At 51.8% G+C, this 19,801-nt stretch carries 14 protein-coding genes; 1 reads left to right on the top strand and 13 read right to left on the bottom strand.

Translation table 11 applies throughout. The features are described from left to right. Positions 1 to 41: 41 nt before the first annotated feature. The 11 genes from B1728_RS04285 to B1728_RS04235 all read right to left on the bottom strand — a co-directional run bounded on the left by B1728_RS04285 (position 42) and on the right by B1728_RS04235 (position 12,879). Positions 42 to 1,340 (bottom strand): Gfo/Idh/MocA family protein, encoded by a 1,299-nt coding sequence (locus tag B1728_RS04285; RefSeq protein ID WP_179135874.1) that lies wholly within the window; start codon positions 1,338 to 1,340, stop codon positions 42 to 44. A gap of 105 nt (positions 1,341 to 1,445) precedes the next feature. Further along, positions 1,446 to 2,987: an extracellular solute-binding protein gene (locus tag B1728_RS04280; protein ID WP_079908902.1), complete on the bottom strand. Its 1,542-nt coding sequence runs from the start codon at positions 2,985 to 2,987 to the stop codon at positions 1,446 to 1,448. 68 nt (positions 2,988 to 3,055) lie between these two features. Next, positions 3,056 to 3,925 carry a carbohydrate ABC transporter permease gene (locus B1728_RS04275; protein WP_079908901.1) on the bottom strand — a complete coding sequence of 290 codons (870 nt, stop codon included), beginning with the start codon at positions 3,923 to 3,925 and terminating at the stop codon, positions 3,056 to 3,058. Continuing rightward, entirely contained in the window at positions 3,925 to 4,788 is an 864-nt protein-coding gene (locus B1728_RS04270; protein ID WP_079908989.1) for an ABC transporter permease, read from the bottom strand. The genes B1728_RS04275 and B1728_RS04270 overlap by 1 nt, the downstream gene beginning before the upstream one ends. Before the next feature lie 540 nt (positions 4,789 to 5,328). After that, a complete protein-coding gene (gene glpK, locus B1728_RS04265) occupies positions 5,329 to 6,828 on the bottom strand; it encodes a glycerol kinase GlpK (protein WP_079908900.1) in 1,500 nt (499 codons plus the stop codon). Positions 6,829 to 6,839: 11 nt separating this feature from the next. Beyond that, positions 6,840 to 7,778 (bottom strand): transketolase family protein, encoded by a 939-nt coding sequence (locus B1728_RS04260; protein ID WP_079908899.1) that lies wholly within the window; start codon positions 7,776 to 7,778, stop codon positions 6,840 to 6,842. Next, complete coding sequence (locus tag B1728_RS04255; RefSeq protein WP_079908898.1) at positions 7,768 to 8,625, bottom strand: transketolase; 858 nt, start codon at positions 8,623 to 8,625, stop codon at positions 7,768 to 7,770. The genes B1728_RS04260 and B1728_RS04255 overlap by 11 nt, the downstream gene beginning before the upstream one ends. Before the next feature lie 12 nt (positions 8,626 to 8,637). Further along, positions 8,638 to 10,071, bottom strand: a complete 1,434-nt coding sequence (locus B1728_RS04250) for an L-fucose/L-arabinose isomerase family protein (protein WP_079908897.1) — start codon at positions 10,069 to 10,071, stop codon at positions 8,638 to 8,640. 377 nt (positions 10,072 to 10,448) lie between these two features. After that, the gene (locus tag B1728_RS04245) at positions 10,449 to 10,829 is read right to left on the bottom strand and encodes a VOC family protein (RefSeq protein ID WP_079908896.1); all 381 of its coding nucleotides are present in this window, start codon (positions 10,827 to 10,829) and stop codon (positions 10,449 to 10,451) included. Positions 10,830 to 10,990: 161 nt separating this feature from the next. Next, on the bottom strand, positions 10,991 to 11,788 hold the full coding sequence (locus B1728_RS04240) for a phosphotransferase family protein (protein WP_079908895.1): 798 nt from the start codon (positions 11,786 to 11,788) through the stop codon (positions 10,991 to 10,993). 47 nt (positions 11,789 to 11,835) lie between these two features. Beyond that, positions 11,836 to 12,879 (bottom strand): LacI family DNA-binding transcriptional regulator, encoded by a 1,044-nt coding sequence (locus B1728_RS04235; protein ID WP_079908894.1) that lies wholly within the window; start codon positions 12,877 to 12,879, stop codon positions 11,836 to 11,838. A 100-nt stretch (positions 12,880 to 12,979) separates the two neighbouring features. Between B1728_RS04235 and manA the strand changes: the two genes are divergently transcribed. Next, a complete protein-coding gene (manA, locus tag B1728_RS37180; RefSeq protein ID WP_306293503.1) occupies positions 12,980 to 14,914 on the top strand; it encodes a mannose-6-phosphate isomerase, class I in 1,935 nt (644 codons plus the stop codon). 228 nt (positions 14,915 to 15,142) lie between these two features. On the opposite strand, the gene B1728_RS04220 is transcribed toward manA, so the two are convergent. Continuing rightward, positions 15,143 to 18,298 (bottom strand): beta-galactosidase, encoded by a 3,156-nt coding sequence (locus B1728_RS04220; RefSeq protein WP_079908893.1) that lies wholly within the window; start codon positions 18,296 to 18,298, stop codon positions 15,143 to 15,145. A gap of 121 nt (positions 18,299 to 18,419) precedes the next feature. Further along, positions 18,420 to 19,724 carry an ABC transporter substrate-binding protein gene (locus tag B1728_RS04215; protein WP_079908987.1) on the bottom strand — a complete coding sequence of 435 codons (1,305 nt, stop codon included), beginning with the start codon at positions 19,722 to 19,724 and terminating at the stop codon, positions 18,420 to 18,422. Positions 19,725 to 19,801 lie beyond the last annotated feature (77 nt).

The following is a 19,801-nucleotide window of genomic DNA, read 5'->3' as shown; positions in this document are numbered from 1 at the left end:
TTTCCCTTTACTATTGGATAGGCTATGCAGCCTATTCATGTCTATCCGCGAACACCCTTGAGCACCTCGTCAATGGTAACCGGACGGTGCTCCTTGACGGAACGCCATACGGCTTCTCCCGTCGCCACGGAATAAGCTCCGTCTACAGCGCCGGATAAAATCCGGTAAGGCCGCCTTGGGTCTTCTCCCATGAACAAATCCTCCAGGAGCAGCGGATCGCCTCCGCCATGTCCCCCTTCCCGGTGAACCACATGAATCGTTTCCTTGGAGCCGAAGAGCGGGAAATAATCGATGGTTTGGACCGGCGTCGGAAACGGCGTTCTGCCCGGCATATGATATTCCAATGTTTCCAGCCGGCCTTTGGTTCCGTTGATAGCAAGACGATAGCCCTCGTACGGCAGCGAGAAATTCACCGAATAGCTGAGCAGCGCCCCTTCGTTATACTTGATCGAAGCGGAATAGGTGTCCTCGATATCAATTTGCGAGTCGAAGATGCACTGGTCCGGCCGATAATCGGAATAAGGGAAGGACGACGACGTTCCCGAATCCAGCGAGCCCAGATGATCATCGGGTACCCGGATGTTTTTGCTGCGGGCGTTCCAGCGTGAATAGTAGGCGCAATCGCTTGTATATTCACAGGTGCTGCAGAACCGGCCATCCTCCTTCTTAGGATTCAGCTCTCCTTCTGCGCCGTAGTAATTCAGCGCCCCATAAGCGAACACTTCCACCGGCTTTTGTCCGATCCACCAGTTTACCAAATCAAAATGGTGTGTGCATTTGTGAATCGACAAGCCTCCGGACAGCTCGCGAACCCGGTTCCAGCGCTTGAAATAGCTGGAGCCGTGGAAGGTATCCAAATACCAGTTCAGATCGATCGAGGTAATCCGTCCCAGCTTTCCTTCCAGTATCATCTCCTTGATCCGGGTATGGATGGGAGCGTACCGGTAATTAAACGTTACCGTGACAGACCCCTTGCTTTGCTGCTCCGCTTCCATCACGCGCCGGCTATCTTCTCCTGTCGTCACCATCGGCTTCTCCGTGATGACATCCAAATCGAGCTGCAGCGCTTGAATCAAATACTGCGCGTGCGTATCGTCCCGGCCGGCGACGATGATGACATCCGGGCGCGTTTCATCAACCATCCGGTCGAACTCCTGCTCGTTGTACGTTTTCACGTCCGCATGCTCGGGAAACCTTGACCGGTACAGGTCAAAACGCATCGGGTCCCGATCGAGCAGACCTACAAGCTCACAGGTGCCTGCAAACGTGGTTAAGATCGGCTTGGCGAACATGCCGAGCGCCCTTCCGCTAACTCCGCAGATTGCATATCGTTTTTTCATTATTTGTACAGTCCTTTCTTCCTATCAGCCAGATGTGCTTGGGAATGAGCAGCAGGTGCCGGTGCCGGGTTGAAGATAGCCGGCAGGTCACCTGCTGATGATTCCCTATTTTTTGTTCACCTTCGCATACCATTCCTGAACGCGCTTCGTAACGGCTTCGCCGCCTGATTTATTCCAGCGGTCCACGAATTCGTCGAACTTGTCCAGAGGCCAGTCGCCGATGACGATTTTGGTCAAATATTCCTGGAACAGCTTGTGGGATTGAATATCCGGATAGCCTTCATAGACGGTGTTCGGAAGTCCGTCTCCCGCGATGCGGCGGGCGTCAGCCGTATTGACAACAAAGATATCCTGAACCATCTTCTGCATATTCTCCGGAACCGTTTCCTTAATACGGATATCCATATCTGCTTTTGTCGTCAAATTCTTCATGCCGAGTGCGAGCGGCCGGCTGTCCTCAGGAGGAAGAAGCACCTTCTTGCCGTTCTCCACTTTATGCTGTAAGCCCTCGATACCGAACCGGACGAAATCGTCATTCTTCTCATCATAGAAGAAGTCAAGCAGCTTCAGGGAAGCCTCTGCTTTGCCTTTGGCCGCCGCCGGGATAATCCACTCCGGTTCCCCCATGCTCTTCTGGGTAACAAAGCCTTGGAAGCCTTCGGCTTTAGGCACCGGCATTCCCACGATATACGCATCCGGTGCCCCTTTCAGCATAGCGGTGTAACGATCGCGTACGTTGGCTGGAAGATGATACCAGCTGCCGACCAGGTTGTTATTGATTTTAGCCTGCCAAACGTCACCTTTGTTCAAGAAAGTCTCGTTGTCGAGGAGCTTCTCCTTATAAAGGTCGCGAATAAAGGCAATAGCAGCCTTCATGTTCGGTGTCACGCCGGCATATTGAATTTTACCGTCATAAATATCCCATTCCGGACTTCCTTCCCACATCGCAACGCCATACATTCCGAAGAGATGATCCATCCATTTGCCGAATTCACGTCCGGAGGTCGGGAGCTCGTCCTTCTGGCCGTTCCCGTTCGGGTCCTTGTCACGGAAGGCTTTCAGAACCTCTTTGTATTCTTCCACCGTCTTCGGCATCGGTAAGCCTACCTTGTCCAGCCAGTCCTTGCGAATCATCGGAGCGCGCTCCGGCACCAGGAATACCTTCGGCACGTAATAAATATGTCCATCCGGCGAAGCCGAGCGTACGATATCCCAAGCTTCCTTCGGAATGTTCTTCCATACATTCGGGGCGTATTTCGGCAGCAAGTCATCCAGAGGCAAAGCGCCGCCCTGCTGAATCAGCGTCTGCTCGACACCGCCGATCGGACGAAGAATATCCGGCAGGTCATCCGATGCTATCAGCAGATTCAGAAACTCCGTAGGCTCCGAGCCTGGAGGCGTAGTGATCAGCTTATACTCCACGCCTGTCTTCTCGGCGACATATTTCACATGAGCGTTGTTGCTGTCCGGGATGGTCCCGACCCCCATATGACTTTTGAACACTTTGACTTGTACGGGCTTGCCGTCCTTAGATTGTGAAGCAGATGATTTCTCCCCTGCATTGGAGCATCCGCTGAGCGCGGCTGCCGTGACGAGCGCGATCAACGCGGACCATGTCGTCGTTTTCTTCAGCACATGTTTGGCCATGCTGTTGTCCTCCCTTTTCTTTATGTTCTATATATCAAGCTGAGCATGAAGCTTAATATCGCATTGTGTTACTCTTTGAGCGACCCCAGCATGGAGCCTTTGACAAAGTACTTCTGCAAATAAGGATATACCAGGACGATAGGAATCGTCGCGAATAATATAGTGGCGGCCTTCAAGGTAGTTGTATTGAAATCATAGTCACCCAGGAACATGTTGACGGCAGCCAATTCCTCGGGAGAGGTCAGATAAGCGCGTAGCTTCACCTGAAGCGGCCACTTGTCCGGGTTTCGAATGAACAGAACGGCACGCTGGAACGTATTCCAATACCCGACGGCATAGAATAAGCTTACTGTCGCCAGGACGGGCTTGGACAGAGGCAAATAAATCCGGAATAATACCCCTCCGTCATTACAGCCGTCAATCCGGGCCGAATCATACAGCTCCGCGGGAAGCCCCATAAAGAAGGTTCGTATGATAATCATATTGAAGGTTCCTATCAAACCCGGAAGAATCAAAGACCAGAGCGAATTCATCATGCCTAGCTCCCGTACCGTAATGAAAAACGGAATGAGCGGCGCGTTGAAAATCATAGTAATTATGATGCCCAGCATGATCGGCTTGCGGATAAGAAACTCCTTATGGGACAACGGGTAGGCCATGAGCACGGAGAACAGCATACTGAGCAGCGTACCCACGACGGTTATATATATGGTGATGCCAAAGGCCGTCCATAACCCTTTATTTTGCAAAATATGGCTCCAGGATGCCGTTGTGAACTCGACAGGAAGTAAAAACACCTGCTTGGAATCTGCGGCAATGGGCGAGCTGAAGGATACAGCCAACAGATTCAATAAAGGAAACAGCATCGTCGCCGCAGCGGCTGTAAGCAGCAAATAGTTGAATACTTGAAATATTTTTTCTCCTAAGGTTTGTTTCATTACCATAACCCCTGTTCTGTTTTTCGCGCCATCCGGTTAAAAATCCACAGCAGCACAAACCCGATGACGGATTGAAATAATCCAATGGCGGTCGTTACGCTATATTGCCCCTGCAGAACCCCGGCCCGGTACACATACGTTTCAATGATATCACCGACCGAATAGGTCATTGGCGTTAACAGGTTGTACATCTGATCGAAGCCAAGCTCCAGGAAGTTACCGATATGCAGCAGGAAGAGGACCAGGATGGTCGGGAACATGACCGGAAGCGTAATATGAATGGTTTGCTTCCAGCGGTTCGCTCCGTCCATGACCGCCGCTTCATACAAGTTCGGGTTAATCCCTGCGATCGCGGCCAGATAAATGATCGTCCCCCACCCTATTTCCTTCCATATACCGGATATGACGACGATAGTGCGGAAGTAAGCTTGCTGCTGCATGAACAGAATCGGTTCAAAGCCGAACCAACCACGAATCATATTGACTACGCCCTGGGAGGACAGCAGTTCAAATACAATCCCTCCCACAACAACCCACGACAGAAAATGCGGGAGATAGAACAAGCTTTGAATCACCCTTTTGGCCATCATAATTCTTAGTTCATTCAAGAGCAGCGCCAGGATGATCGGTGCCGGAAAACTGAACAGCAATTGATAGAATGCGATGGTTGCCGTGTTTCTTAATACAAGGTAGAAATCCTGATACGTAAAAATAAACTTAAAGTTGTCCAACCCTACCCAAGTGCTGCCTGTTATTCCTTTTAATATCTGATAGTTTTGGAACGCTATCACACTTCCCGTCAGCGGCACGTATTTAAATACAATGTAAAAGAGCACGCCGGGAAGAACCATCAAATACAGCATCCAATGTCTTTTTACATTGGTCAGGAAAAGATTCAAATAATGATATATCCTGTTTGCTGGCGCTTTGGTGGATCTGGTATTCGTTTGAGTATATGCTTCTGCCACCACCACAACCTCCTTCGTTAGTCGTTACCGACATCATACCGTCCCATGCCTGGGGGGACAATCGTTCATTCCTCTATCGCATGCACAAATCCGCTATCCTCAAGCCATTGTCCAATTCGTGTGCGGCATGTCGGAATCATTGATGAGTCATGGGGCCAAAAAGCGCATAAAACAAGGAAATACCGCTTTCCAATGGAGGAGCGGTTGGTTGCGTGGCGGATTGGTTGGTTGCATTTTGGTGAATCGATATGGGGAATTAGCCTTCTGTTGGAGTGCAAAAAAGTGCAAAACAAAACGACCGCCCCCGATTGGTGTCGAAGGGCAGCCGTTATGCTGAATCTGAGCCGCTTGCTTAATGATCAAAGATGAGATCACTCCTCTTTACCTCTTTGGTTGATAAAGAAGGATACATCGTATAGATTCATATTCAAAAAATTATATCGCAGCCGTGCCGCTTATAACGGAAGCGACAGCACGCTTCCAGCCATCGTAGTAACGGGTCCGCTCGTTCTGCTCCATTTGCGGTTCGTAGGTTCGGGAATCCCTTCGGTTTCTTACTATATCCTCCAGTGAGGTCCAGTAGCCTACAGCAAGCCCTCCCATGTAGGCAGAGCCCAGCGCGGAGAGCTCGGCAATACCGGACTTCCGCACTCGTTTCCCCAGCATATCCGCTTGAAACTGCATCAGCGTACCATTATTCGAGGCGCCCCCGTCCGCACGCAGCTCGCGAAGATCCATGCCTGATTTCGTCTGGAGCAGCTCGACGGCATCGCACACCTGATAGGCGATGCTCTCCAGCGCCGCGCGAATCATATGGCCCTTACCCGTTCCGCGATTCATTCCTGTAATGGCGGCTCTTGCATGCGGCTTCCAATGAGGCGCCCCCAATCCAACAAAAGCGGGAACCAGATACACACCATCGTTAGCGGGGGTTTCGGCCAGTAGCTGTTCCATTTCATCAAAGGTTTGGAACAACCCCAGATTATCCCGGATCCACTTGATGCTGTCGCCCGATGTCCGGATAACGGCCTCCAGAGCATACGTCACGCCGCCTCCCTGTCCCCAGGCAATGGCTTGCACCAGGCCGTCGCTTGCCGGTGCAGGCGTCGGACCTACATTCATCAGCACCGACGTTCCGGTCCCGTAGGTGGCCTTGGCCATTCCCTTCTCAAAGCACAGGTTGCCGAACAACGCAGCTTGTGAATCGCCGATTAAGCCGGCAATAGGAATGCCGTCTGCAAGCGATCCTGCCCCGCTCGTATAACCGAAAATGACGTCTGATGGCCTCACGGCCGGTAACAGGCTGGCAGGCACACCGAACAGCCTGCACAAATCTTCATCCCACTGCAAAGTATGAATGTTAAAAAGCGACGTTCGGCTCGCATTCGTATAATCCGTTGCGTGAGCCGCCCCGCCTGTAAGCTTCCACAGCAGCCAGCTGTCGATGGTTCCCGCAAGCAAATCCCCGGCGGCCAGCTTCTCCTGCGCGCCTTCCGTATGCTTCAATATCCAGTGCCATTTCGTCGCGGAAAAATAGGGATCCAGCATAAGCCCGGTCCGTTCCATCACGATGCTTTCATGCCCTTCCAAGGTTAGACGTTCACAAATCGCTGCCGTTCGCTGGCATTGCCATACGATGGCTCGGGAAATCGGCATCCCCGTCCGTTTATCCCATACAACAGCCGTTTCACGCTGATTCGTTATCGTGACCGCCGCTATCCGTTCGGGCCCGATGCCTACTTTGCACAGTACGTCCGCCGAGCATTTCAGCACCTGATCGTAGATTTCCAGCACGTCATGCTCCACCCATCCTGGTGCAGGATAATATTGTGTGTGCTGGGAGGTGCTAACAGCTGCGATACAGCCCTCCCGGTCCACGATCAATGCTTTGGTGCCGGACGTGCTTTGATCAATAGCCAGAATGTAGTTGTCCATTGGGGGTCACCTTACCGTTCCATAAGCTCAAGCGCCGCCTTCTTGAGGCCCTGCACGCTGATTCCGTAATGCTCGAATACCTCCGAGGTTTTGCCGGCAATAGCGGGCTCGTCGGGAATGCCGATGATCCGCATCGGCACCGGATGGTTCTGAATAACCACTTCAGCCACGGCAGCGCCGAGACCTCCATGAATGCTATGCTCCTCGACCGATAAGATGCGTCCTGTCTCCCGGGCTGCCCGAAGAACCGCTTCCTCATCAAGCGGCTTGATCGTATGCATGTTTAGAACGCGGCAGGAAATCCCTGATTCCTTCAAAGCCGCCGCCGTATCCAGGGCTACGCGAACCGTCTCCCCTGAAGCGATGAGGGTCAGATCCGTGCCCTCTTGCAGTGTGACGGCCTTGCCGATCGTGAACTCGTAATCGTCCGATTCGTATACATCCTCTACCGGATTCCTCCCGATTCGGATATATGCGCCTCCCTTGTAGCCGACAAGCGCCTCCGTCATTCGTTTCATCTCATGCCTGTCGGCCGGCATGAGCACGGCAAGCCCCGGAATGGCGCGGGTGACCGCAAGATCCTGCACCGAATGGTGCGACATTCCGAGAGCGCCGTAGCTGATGCCGCCGCTAATCCCTATAAGCTTCACATTCGTTGCCGAGTAAGCCACATCCACTTTGATCTGCTCGATGCTGCGCATACTGAGAAAGCATGCCGGTGAGGTGACGAACGGCTTCTTGCCGCTGTGTGCGAGACCGGCGGCAATGCCGACGATGTTTTGCTCGGCGATGCCAACCTCGACAAATTGCTCCGGATAGGCGCTCGCAAATGGCGCCATGGCGGCAGAGCCCCGGGAATCGCTGGCAAGCACCATAATGTCCCGGTCCTGCCGGGCCAGTTCAAGCAAGGTCTCGCATAGAGCTTGCCGATTAGGTATTTTATTGGCCATGGCTCTGCACCTTCCCTTCCTGCTTCAAGCTGTCCAACTGAGCAGTCAGCTCAGCCAGCGCCTTCTCCAGCTCCTCGTCATTGGGCACATGATGGTGCCAATACGGCACATTCTCGGCGAACGATACGCCTTTTCCCTTTACGGTGTTCGCCAGGATCAGCGTCGGCTTGCCTGCTGCGGACGGAGCTGCTTCCAAAGCCTCAACCAGCTCCCCCATATGATTGCCGTCAAGAGAGACGACGTTCCACCCGAAGGCCACCCATTTCTCATCGAGCGGGTCGAGTCCCATAACCTCCTCTGTTGAGCCGCTGATCTGGAGCCGGTTGCGGTCTACAATGCCTACCAAATTATCGAGCCTGTAGTGCGCCCCGGCCATTGCCGCTTCCCATACGGAGCCCTCGGCCTGCTCCCCGTCGCCCATCAGGCAGAATACGCGATATGCCCTTCCGTCCCGCTTGGCAGCCAGCGCCATGCCTACGGAGATTGCGAGTCCATGACCCAGCGCTCCTGTGTTCATTTCGATGCCGGGCACCTTATTGTTGGGATGACCGATAAGCTGGGTCCCGAAACGGCTGAAGGTACTTAAATCCTCCTTCGGAAAGAAGCCGCGGTCTGCCAAAATGCACCATATAGACTCCACCGAATGTCCCTTGCTCGCAACAAAACGGTCACGGTCGGGATGCTTCGGATCCGCCGGGTCCACCTTCATAACGCGATAATAAAGTGCGGTAAGAATATCCGTATTGCTGAGGGATCCGCCCGTATGCCCGGTTTGCGCCCCGTGGATCATACGAAGCAAATCCATGCGAATTTGGATGGCTTTTTCCTGCAGTTCCCTTATGTCCATAGCCATCCTCCTTTACAGCCCCGAGCCGCGGAGCCAAGCCTTGATTTCCTGCTCGGTCGGATCAACCGGATCCGGCGTCAGACCCGGAATATACTGACAGGCCTCATATAAGGCCGGGATTGCATTCGCATGAATGCCTACGGAATGATGGACGTAAGGCCCTTTCACCAATTTTTCCTCCCATAACGGCCAATCGTTGACCTCAACCCACACATAGGAGCCTCTTGTGTAGGGACCCGAAATCCCGCGGGCCTTGCCAAGGAACAGCTGGTATTCGCCATGATCGCCGTCGAATCGCGCCAGCGTCATAGAGCCTCCCTTGATCTCGCCCTCATGGGTTCCGGGGGAATGGTCATCGAACAGAAAATGCTTCCTAAGCTTCGGCTTCTCCTCCACACTCAGGGATACCGGGAAATTGCCGCAATGGAAAAGCAGCTCCCCGTTGGGATTCTCGGGATGCCGAACCGTCAGATCCGCGAAAAAGGTAGGATGCTGGTTCATCGTCGCCGCCTGCACCATGACGGAGGTAATTGCGCCGTGAATATCGGTCTCACAGGTGACCGGAATCTGCTCATCGGTCAGTATCGCATTTGCGAGACAAGGCATAATGCCCATAGCGTCCTGCAAGGAGGACCAGCACTGGATAGCTATGGCCGAGCTGCCTGTCTCCGTCGCAAGCTGCTTCATGGCCACCTTAAGGGCGGCGATCCGTTTCACATCCGCCTCTGTCACTTCCGACCAATCCAGCTTAGCTTTAATAAGATCCACTGCCTCGGCAAGCTCCGAGCTGTTACCGCTTTCAATGCGCTTCGAAGCACGTTGGATATCCACCAGCGTTATCGGATGAATCTCAATGCCGAAGCGCTCCAGCAGTTCACCTTCGTTGCACATCATCGTCCAGAAAGAAGACGGGCGGGGCCCGATCTGAAGAATGCGCAGACTGCGGAACTGGCGAACGACATTGGCGGCGGCGATAAAATTGGTAAAGCCGCGCTCGAAGACAGGGTCATCCACCCTGCAGTTCGTCACATAGGTAAAAGGTACATTGAACCTCCGCAGCACTTTGCCTGTGGCAAACAGACCGCACTGTGTGTCACGCAGACGCATGCCATCTTCGAGCGGGGATTCGTCCCTTGGCCCCCACAAAAGCACCGGCTTGCCAAGCGCCTTCCCGACCCTCGCCACCGTATCCTCGGTACCAAAGTTGCAATGCGGGAAAAATACCGCGTCCACATTCTCCTGGCGGAACCGCTCCGCAATCTGGTCGGCATTGATGTGGTCGTTGTACAGAAGCCCTTCCTCATTCAGACCTTCGAGATCGACAATATCAATGTCCATACCGAAGCTTTCTATTTTCTCCTTGATCAATACCTTGTAACGAAAAGCATCCTCCGCACTGAATACAAACCGGCGCGTAGGCGCGTACCCCAGCTTAAGCTTCTTCATCCCTGCACCCTCTCCCAATGAAATTATAAGGAATAAAATTGTCCACTAAACAAACTAAACATTTTACTAAATAAATCCGGTAATAACTGTAATTTATTTATGTTTAACTATAAAATATCATCAATATTTTCCATGGTCAACCCTATTTTTAGTTGTTGTTTAGTCGGTTTCACTTTGAAAATCAACATATATTTAGTAGAAAATCATTTTTTTAAATATTCGCTCACAATAAAGAAACTAAATTTGTTTAGAATATTTTCATATTACAATAATAATAGGACAGCAAAAAGAGGCAGACGATAATCCGTATCGTCTGCCTCTTTTTACACTACCTATCGAACAACCGGCATAAGTTACCTCGGCTTCATTGACGAGATTTACTTTCTCTCCATGACAGCAAAGTAATTGTCTTCATGGTCTGCAAAGTTAAATACTCTTCCGGAAGGAATGGTAACGATGTCTCCGACCTTAACATCTTTATTGGTCAAGTCGGCATGCAATTGCTCCAGATTTTCCGTGAAAAACATTAACGAAGGTGTCCCTAGATTTAACTCGGGCGACATTTTAGCAACAAACTCCTTATTATGAAGCACGATACTTGTTTCGGCTCCCTCCGCCGGAGCGATTTCGATCCATCTCATGCCCTGCCCGTTATTTTCTTCTGATACGACTTTAAACCCTACTTTTTCCGTCCAAAATTCCACAGCACCGTCCTGGTTGTTTACATACAGCATAATTTGACCGATTTTACTAATCATGCATTATCACTCCTTGTCTAAAGTTTACCAAAATTCAGGTACCCTTAAACCCTTCCAATGATAACGTGTAAGGTTATCGGGCAGACTTGTTCCGCTTGTTTTACTGAAACTAGAGTAGCATATGGAGAATGCAGTGATTTCTTCTCGATTGCGAATTTCATTTAGAAAAACGAGTTAAGCCCCTCCACAAAATAATCGTAATCCTCATCCGTTATTATTTTCGCGCCATAACCGTCAAAGAACGCACGTTGATCATGGCTGGATTGGAATATATTCGGCTTGGGTCTTACGGCTAAGGACACATCATACCGCGGATCCCCATAGGCTCCTCCGCTCCAATCTATGATTCCAGCTACGCTGCCTTCATGAACAAGGACATTATCGATTGTAAAATCGCCATGTATCAGTGTCTGTTCCATTTCTTTGGGCCTCTGATACCTGATTTTCTCGAGTAAAGCAGGGGTACCATCTACCTGATAATGCTTCAAATGGTACTCGGCTTGGGTAAGCATAGCGTCGAGCCAGATCTCGCTTTTCTTAAGCTCATCTGGACAAGGTGTCGAATGGATTTTCTGCAGAATCCTTCCATAAGCATAAATAATATCGTACCTTCGGGCAGAATCTTTCTCATATGTAAGAGCGCTGCGCAAGGTCTCCCCCTGCAGGTATTCCATTAACAGCCAGCATTGAATCCCTTCTTGTTCCCCCGCCTGCATAAAATGATAGACTTTAGGGACTCGAAGCCCTGTGGAAGCTAAACAAGACAAAACGGATGCTTCTCTTTCCAGCCATTCGCTGTATTGCTTTCCTCTGGCTCTCTTGAGTACGGCCTTTCCATGCCTCGCGTCAATGATGCCGACATCCGATGTATAGCCCTGCCGGGGAAAAGTAATTCCGTTGATGTTACCCAACTTGGCCCTGATTTCAAACGGGATTTCTTGCCCGGAAATTGGCGGCATTCATCTTTCCTCCTCTGGAATTCATTCTAATTACAGCCCGTCAGGAACTAATCGGTCGGCGAATCCGAAGCGTACGCCTTTACCGATTCTCTAATGACCAGCTCTGGCGGAACACTCCACCTAATCAAGGCATCTTTGCAATCCAGGGTCTTGTTCAGCAGCTTGATAGCCGCTTGACACATGCCGGGGACATCTACGCGCATCGTCGTTAAGCCCAGGTTCAAGGTATCGGCCATCTGCAAATCGTCGTAGCCCATGACGGAAACGTCCTCCGGGACGCGAAGATTCGCCTTGCGAAGCAGCTGGATGAGCAGAATCGCCGCGCGGTCATTTCCGCAAAATATTGCGGTCGGCTTGGTCTGCATCCTTTCCCGGTAGCTGCCTATTTCCTCCTCATTGGCGTTGAATCCCTTCGACTCCGTCAAGCACATGGCGGGGTCAATCGGCAGCCCCGCATCCCGCATTGCCGTCCAATACCCCATCCAGCGCTCTTCGTGGCTGGTCGTCAGGTTGGTTGGCCCGATGAAGCCGATGCGTCGATGACCGCAGCCGGCCAAATAAGTGACGGCTTCGTAAGCACCTTCTATGTTGGCCGAGGTCACAGATGGCGCTTTAATTCCGCGATGGTACGAATCAAGCATGACGAAGGGCTTGCCCTGCTTAGCTACCATCGCCGTATAAGAGCTGCTCACGATACCGAATAATATGGCACCGATGAAGTCTATATCGTGAAAAAGATTAGGGAGCTGCAACTCCTCCTCCATTTGCCCGTCAATGCGTGCAATAACAGCGTTATACCCATTATTTCGAATCTCTTTTTCCAGCGTCCATATCAGATTGTGATAGAACAGAAAGTGATCATTATCTTCATAGCTGATGATCCTCTCCGGAACGAGTACCAATATATTTAAAGGCTTCTTGTCCTCTTCGTTGTACTTTCCATAACCAAGCTCCTTGGCGGCTAACCAAATCCGTTCGCGCATTTCTTGACTGACGCCCTTCTTATTCCCGAGAGCAATCGATACGGCATTTTTCGATATTTGCAAATAGTCGGCTATATCCTGCATGGACACTTTTTTTCTGCGAATCATGATTTCCCCCACCCCAAGAATATGGTACAATTCATTTACATATTGCTTGATTTATCGATGTTTTGTCAAGTGATGTAAAGTAAATTGTGGAGGTCATATCATGAATTATGCAATCGGCATTGACATCGGAGGCACCAAAACCGCGATCGGACTCGTCGATTCCACTGGACATATCGAATCCAAGCGGATTCTATCCACAGAGGGTTCACCGGGGACAATGGTGGAGCGCATAGCTGCCGCAATCCGCGAGCTGTGCGGCGAAGCTTCGGTCGAACCCGCCCATTTACAAGGGATTGGAATTGGCGCCCCAGGTCCGCTGCACCCAACAAGCGGCTTGATTGTATGTCCGCCAAACTTGCCGGACTGGAAAGGATTTCAGCTCGTAGGCGAGCTGCACAAATATTTCGATAACCCTGTCCTTATGGAAAATGATGCTACAGCCGCGACATTAGCCGAAAAATGGATCGGGGCCGGGAAGGATAGCGATCACTTTATTTACTTGACGATCAGTACGGGAATCGGCGCAGGTATTTACCTGCACGGCAAGCTCATTACCGGCTCCACCGGCAATGCAGGGGATGCCGGGCATATGGTCGTCGACCCTGCGGCAGGACGCTGCTCATGCGGTCAAGACGGATGCTGGGAATTCGCAGCTTCCGGAACGGCCATCGCACGTCAAGCATCCTCCATGCTTGGCCGTCAGGTTACCGCACAAGAGGCATTCTCATTGGCCGAGCAAGGAGACGACTCTATGAGACAGCTGTTTCAAACCATTTTTCGCCAAATTGGCGTTGGCTGTGTCTCCTTAATTAATGTATTAGACCCTGAGAAAATCATCATCGGCGGCGGTGTATCCAAAATCGGCGGGCTCTTGTTCCAGGAAATTCAGAACTATGTCGCTCTGCACGCACTGAATCCGTCAGGCCGCAATACGCCTATCATTCCGGCGGCACTCGGTCAAGATGCCGGGCTCATCGGAGCGGCCGCACTTATTCACATAGGCAAGGAGCCGGGGGTTAGCCCGAAGGAAGAGAGGCTGCAAGAGCGCCCGTCGATTGAAAAGAGGAACCATCCTCTATTTCTGGAGCCTGTCTTCCAAGAACGAATTTGGGGCGGAACGAAGCTGAGGGATAAATTTGGTTATGACATTCCCTATGCCAATACAGGCGAATGTTGGGCGGTCTCTGCCCATCCAAACGGTCAAAGCATCGTCCGTAACGGCGAATATCAAGGACTGCCTCTCGGTGAGCTGTGGGGGCGGCATCGCTTCTTATTCTGCGATCCGGCGCTGGTCAGCCCCGACGCGCCGTTCCCGTTATTGATCAAAATTCTCGACGCTTCGGACGATCTATCCGTACAAGTCCATCCTGACGATACCTACGCCGCCGTTCACGAGAACGGAGAGCTTGGCAAGACCGAGTGCTGGTACATCCTCGACGCCGAGCCTGATGCGGAAATTATTTACGGACACCGGGCACAATCCAAGGAGCAGTTCGTTGAAGAGGTGCGCAGCGGGAATTGGTCCAGCTTACTAACCAGAGTCAAAGTAAAAGCCGGGGACTTCTATTACATCCCGAGTGGAACCCTTCATGCCCTCGGCAGAGGGATCGTTGTGTTGGAAACGCAGCAAAGCTCCGATACTACGTACCGGGTCTATGATTATAACCGTATCGGACAGGATGGGAAGCCGCGTGAGCTGCATCTGGATAAAGCCATGGATGTGACCAGCGTACCTCACCAACCGGTAGAGCCTCTTATCCGTTCCACCGTTCAGGGGGATTGCGTGCGGACGACAATGATCAGCAACACATTTTTTACCGTTCAAAAATGGGACATTACCGGAACTGCTCTATTCGAAGAGCCCTCTGACCATTTTCTAATCGTCAGCGTCATCGACGGTACAGGCGCCCTCGAATGCGAGGATACGTTGTATTCGTTGCGCAAAGGCGACCATTTCCTGCTTCCGCGAAACGTTGGTCCCTATCGGATCAGTGGCAGGCTCGAGCTCATAGTTTCCGGTCCCGGCGAGAAATAATCCAGCCATCATACATTTTACACCCCGCAAAGTGACGCTTCGGCTTTGAGGCTGATTCAGGTAATTCGCGGGGAGCCCCGAAATTTATACTATTAACGGCAAACGGACGGCCCTCCTGCTGGAGAGCCGTCCATTTCTTACGCCCATGAACTGAATAATCGTGATCTGATCAATGACGGCATTCGGATCAAAGGATCCGCCTGTCAGGTCATTTTCACGGAGATTTATTTAATTTTGTACGTTAACGGTCACTTGGCCAGGCCGGTAGACCGTCTTCAGATGTCCTTCCGTATCCGCCGCAAACATTACGGTGCGCTCGCTTTCCAGATCAAAGGAATAAACCTTTCCTGTTTTCGGATCACGAACGGCGATTCGTGAGGGATATCCGTATTCCGATACAAAGATGAACAACGCGCCTTGAGCGAAGGACAGCTTCCTGCCGTAGACGCCGGCAAGCTCTCCGCCCTCCAGCCACTCGAGCTCCTCTAGGATATGTGCCTCCTGAAGGGCATGGGCATAGACCGCTTTGATCGCACCCGTCCGATGGTTCAGCTCTACGGGCAGCGGACACCATAACAGAGTTCCTTTTCCGACCGCGACCTTTTGAATTCCGGCTGGACGAGTCGCTTCAACAGGGGTCACCAGCTGTTTGTTCGTATCCGCGATTCTCGCCCCGCCGAAGGAAACCGGTACTAGCTCATCACCGATTTGTACCATCTCCTCACGCAGTACGTTCGTCACAGCACCCGCAGGAAGCACATCGGCAAGCCGGTCGACCGGACGCCAGTATTCGTCGAGTCCTACCGGTCCCGTGAAGAGAAGCGTCCCCCCATGAGCTTCAATATGGCGAAGCAATTCCTGCAGCGACGAGCTTCGGAAGTTATGGGCACTCGGCACGATAATCAGCTTCGGCTTGTGCGTAGAGAGCGATGCCAGATGATATTCGCCGATCCCTCGCGGGTGCACATTCATTTCATAGGCTAGCGTACGGATCGCGCGGGTGGTTGCTTCCCCCGCAAGCGGGCGGTTGGAGAAATCATTGGAATAAGGATACACAACAGCAACCTCTTCCAGCTCTCTGCCTGCAAAAAGCTCTTTCTCGCTTTCCATAAACGCGCCGAAATCATAGGACACTTCCGCTTCAGGCTTCTCCGTTCCATCTGCGCGCAAGGCCCCGATGTTGGACTCGTTAACATTATTCATATAAAAATTAATATTCCATATCCATTGAACAGCACCGGCGCCGCCTGTCGAGAATGCATAGGCATATTTTCTTTCCAATATATTGCGAAGCTCGGCTTCGCTGCGCTTCGCGCGGCCGTCCGGCGTTTCTACATACATGATTCCTGTTTCTTGAATCAGGTTCGGCTTATTCGTATCCTTAGCGAATATACCGTCCCAGACAAGATCGTCCATCTTCCACCACGAATGGACGGTTGTATAATCAACCGCTTCCGCATAGAAAAACGGTGAAGGCCGCTGCGCGCCAAGCCCTTCGTCCTGACCGACGGTCACCAGTTGCTTAGGCTGTATTTCACGAATCGTCTCTATCAATTGGGCAGCCCAGCGGTTATGCATCTCCATAGAGAACAGCGTGTAGTCGAGCCATTGACCGCTCTTCTTGGGCAATGATTCCGTCGTATTAAATCCGATAAGCTCCGGCTCCGGCAGCTCTGCCGCTTCAAAAGAAGGGAGCTCCTCCGGCGTCATGCTCCAGCGTTCTTGAAGCTGCCGGATGGAACCGTGCCGTTCACGAAGAAATTCGATATAGCATTGGCGTTCAAAGCGGTCCTGACTTGACCGCGGCCCCTGCTGAAAGATCCGTTTCGGATCGAACATCGACGGCTCGTTGATCAGATCCCAATGAACATGCTTGGATTCAGCATGGCGGGAAACGATGGCGGAAATAAAGCGTTTCTGGGCTTCAATGCTTCTTGGGTCCAGATAAGGATTGACGCCTTCCCAAGTCTCCGGTGTAAAGGCAAAGAAATTAAAAGTCACTTCCAGATCATAGCGCTTGGCTGTCAGGATGAAGGCATCGATGGCGCGAAGCACTTCCTCATAGGCATGGCCATCCACGAACATGACCTGCCGCCAAGCCGACCAAATGCCTGTGCGGATCAGATTGATGCCGGCCCTTTTCATTTGCGCCATATCCCGATCCCATACCGCAATGTTCGGCATAAACAAGAACTTCCGAGCCACATCGCTTGTCATATAGGTCATCCCGACGACCGGCAGCGGCTTCCCGTTCTTCCAGAAGTAATCGCGGTCGCAAGTGATATAGTCACCTTGCTTCAATAGCTCCTCATCCATGCCCCAGAAGCCTTGGCGCAACAACCTCGTCTCTCCCTCTTCGGATACCGCTTTGCATTCTGCAATATAAAGTCCGGCTTCCAGTGCCGCCGAAACATGCATTTTTACAAACCCAAGCTCCTTGCCTGCCTGAAGCTCAAGCACCTTCTCTTCCAGGCAGTCGAAATCAGCCTCTTCATACGTAAAAGCAGGGTCAGGTTTAACGCATACCGACTCCTTAGCCTTGAGCACTCGAATGTTGAACGTCCATTTCGTTTTCTGTGCGGCTTGACTGCCAAGCTTTTGCGCTTGCAGGGTTAGCGTCGCACGGTCCCCGGGCTCATAGGACGCATAGTTCGATTTGAACCAGAGCTCTGTCACACCGCGAGCCGTAAACTCAGCCCACTCCCCTAGTGCTTGCGCGCCGCCATGCTGCCAAAAACAGCTTGAAATCTCTTGTTGGATGAGAATCCACCGGCCGCCGGCAAAGTCTCCCTTTGTATTCTCCAGAAGCACCGCAGGTGCCGCAACCTCGCGGAGAAGCGGCTCCTCGCCGATGCCCTTCAGCAACGGATAAATATGCGCATCCATAGGGCCTGAGGATCCTAGCTGCCCCGGCTGATCGTCCGTGCGGGTTACGTGAAGCACAAGACCATAGGTGGGCGCGACGGTGAACAGCTGCTCCCATCCTTGAAATATAGGAATATCCGGGTTGGCAGCCAGCTTCTTGATCGGAGCCGGGTCTACCGGCAAAGCTTCATGAATTTGCAATTGGCGGTGATAGCCCGTTTGCTTCGGTTCGCAGATCCACTTCCCATCCTCTTCGTACACCGGTGTCGTAAAGGGAGCGCCGCCAACGGTCAGCAAGCCTTTGCCCCTGCGCAGAAAGGATAATACGTGATTCCAGGCCGCCTTCGGAACATAAGGTCCGTGCAAGTGGATTAACGCATCCGCTTCTTCTAAAGCTTCCGGCAGTCCGGCCGCATCGGTTACCCTATAATTGACCCGGAGCGCCTGGAGCGCCGTTTCATCGGGCCTTTCGCCGGCATATGGAAAGCTTGAATCGTAAAAGACGACTATCGTACTCATTGTGTGTCCTCCAGAATGTGAATAGTTGCTGCGTATTTGTTGCTGCCACGGAATTTTACAGCCCCGCGGCAGCAAGCTTCGTCCTATATATCCCCTTATAAGGCTATGTTTGTTTGCGGGATTATTTGACGGAAGCTCTCGCTTCCTTCCAGCTTTTGTTCAACGCGTCCAGCTCCGTCTTTAGGTCATTGGCTTCCAGCACCTTTTGAATGTACTTGCCGCCGAAGAAATCAATTTTTGCGGTGTTGCCGATATCGTTCCATTTGGAGGAGGTCGCTACATTTTCAATGAAATTAGGGTTATAAGATTTGAATTCTTTTAGCTGAGCCAGACCGGGCTCCTTGGATTTTTGCGGCGGAATATAGCCGGAAGCTTCTACATAGCCCGCTTCTTCCACCATGAACTTGATCCAGGCTTTGGCCGTCTCTTGATTTTTGCTCGCAACGCTGACGCCATAGAAGTAATCATAGTTGAGCGGAGCATTAAGCTTGCCGCTGTTGTCGTAAGGGAGCGGGAAGAAGCCGATATCCTCGGATTTGGCTCCAGCTCCGATAACCTGATTGATAACCCAATTGCCTAGGAAGTACATGCCCGCTTTGCCTGAGGCGAGCTCTCCTTTGGATGCTTCCCAGACGTTGGAATGCAGATCCTTCTCCACATAGCCCCTCTCTTTCAACGTTCGCACAATCGTAAAGGCTTTGCCGAATTCATTATCCACTTTAAACGGCTCATCCGTGTTAACCATCGTGTTCAAATAATCAGCCTTGCCGCTCATGAACGGAGCCAGAACCTCACCCCACTGCTTCATCGGCCATTGGGCGCCATTGTTGATGTAGATCGGGACGATACCTGCCGCTTTCAGCTTCTCGCAGGCTGCGTAAAATTCATCCAAGGTTTTTGGAATCGAAGTGATGCCGGCTTTCTCGAAGGCTTTTTTGTTGTACACGATCCCCTCTGTGCTGACACCGGATACGATGCCGTATATTTTTCCCTCATACGCTTTGATATCATTGAAGTACAGGCTCCCGAGAGCATCCGCCGCATCATTGACCGGAGCGAAGAACTTACCGAGATCCTGCGTGGAGATGTTCGAAGGAAGCATGAGCACGTCTCCGACGTTATTCGCTGATAAGCGGACACGGATATCGCTCTCATAGTTCGTGATCCCCTCGAACTCCACATCCTGCACACCAGGGTATTTTTTCTTGAAGGCCTGCTTGTATTTATCGAACGTACCGTCGTTAATAAGATCCGTACGGTTCGTTACCACCGTAATTTTCCCTTTGACATTGGCGTTGCCGCCTGCCGTTGCGGTTGCTTGCTGATCTCCCCCCGGTGCGGTCCCGTTTGTGCTATCCGTCGAGCATCCTGCAAGAGCCGTTGCGGAAAGAGCTACCGCGAGCATGGTTCCTACTACTTTCTTCATTTGATACATACTCCCCTTCTACAAGTTGATATCGCTTACAAGGAGATTGTATAGGGAAAAGAGAACGATTACATTGG

Source organism: Paenibacillus sp. 32352, from assembly GCF_002042965.1.
Lineage (GTDB): Bacteria > Bacillota > Bacilli > Paenibacillales > NBRC-103111 > Paenibacillus_S > Paenibacillus_S vulneris.
This window is presented reverse-complemented; position numbering and strand designations above follow the sequence as displayed.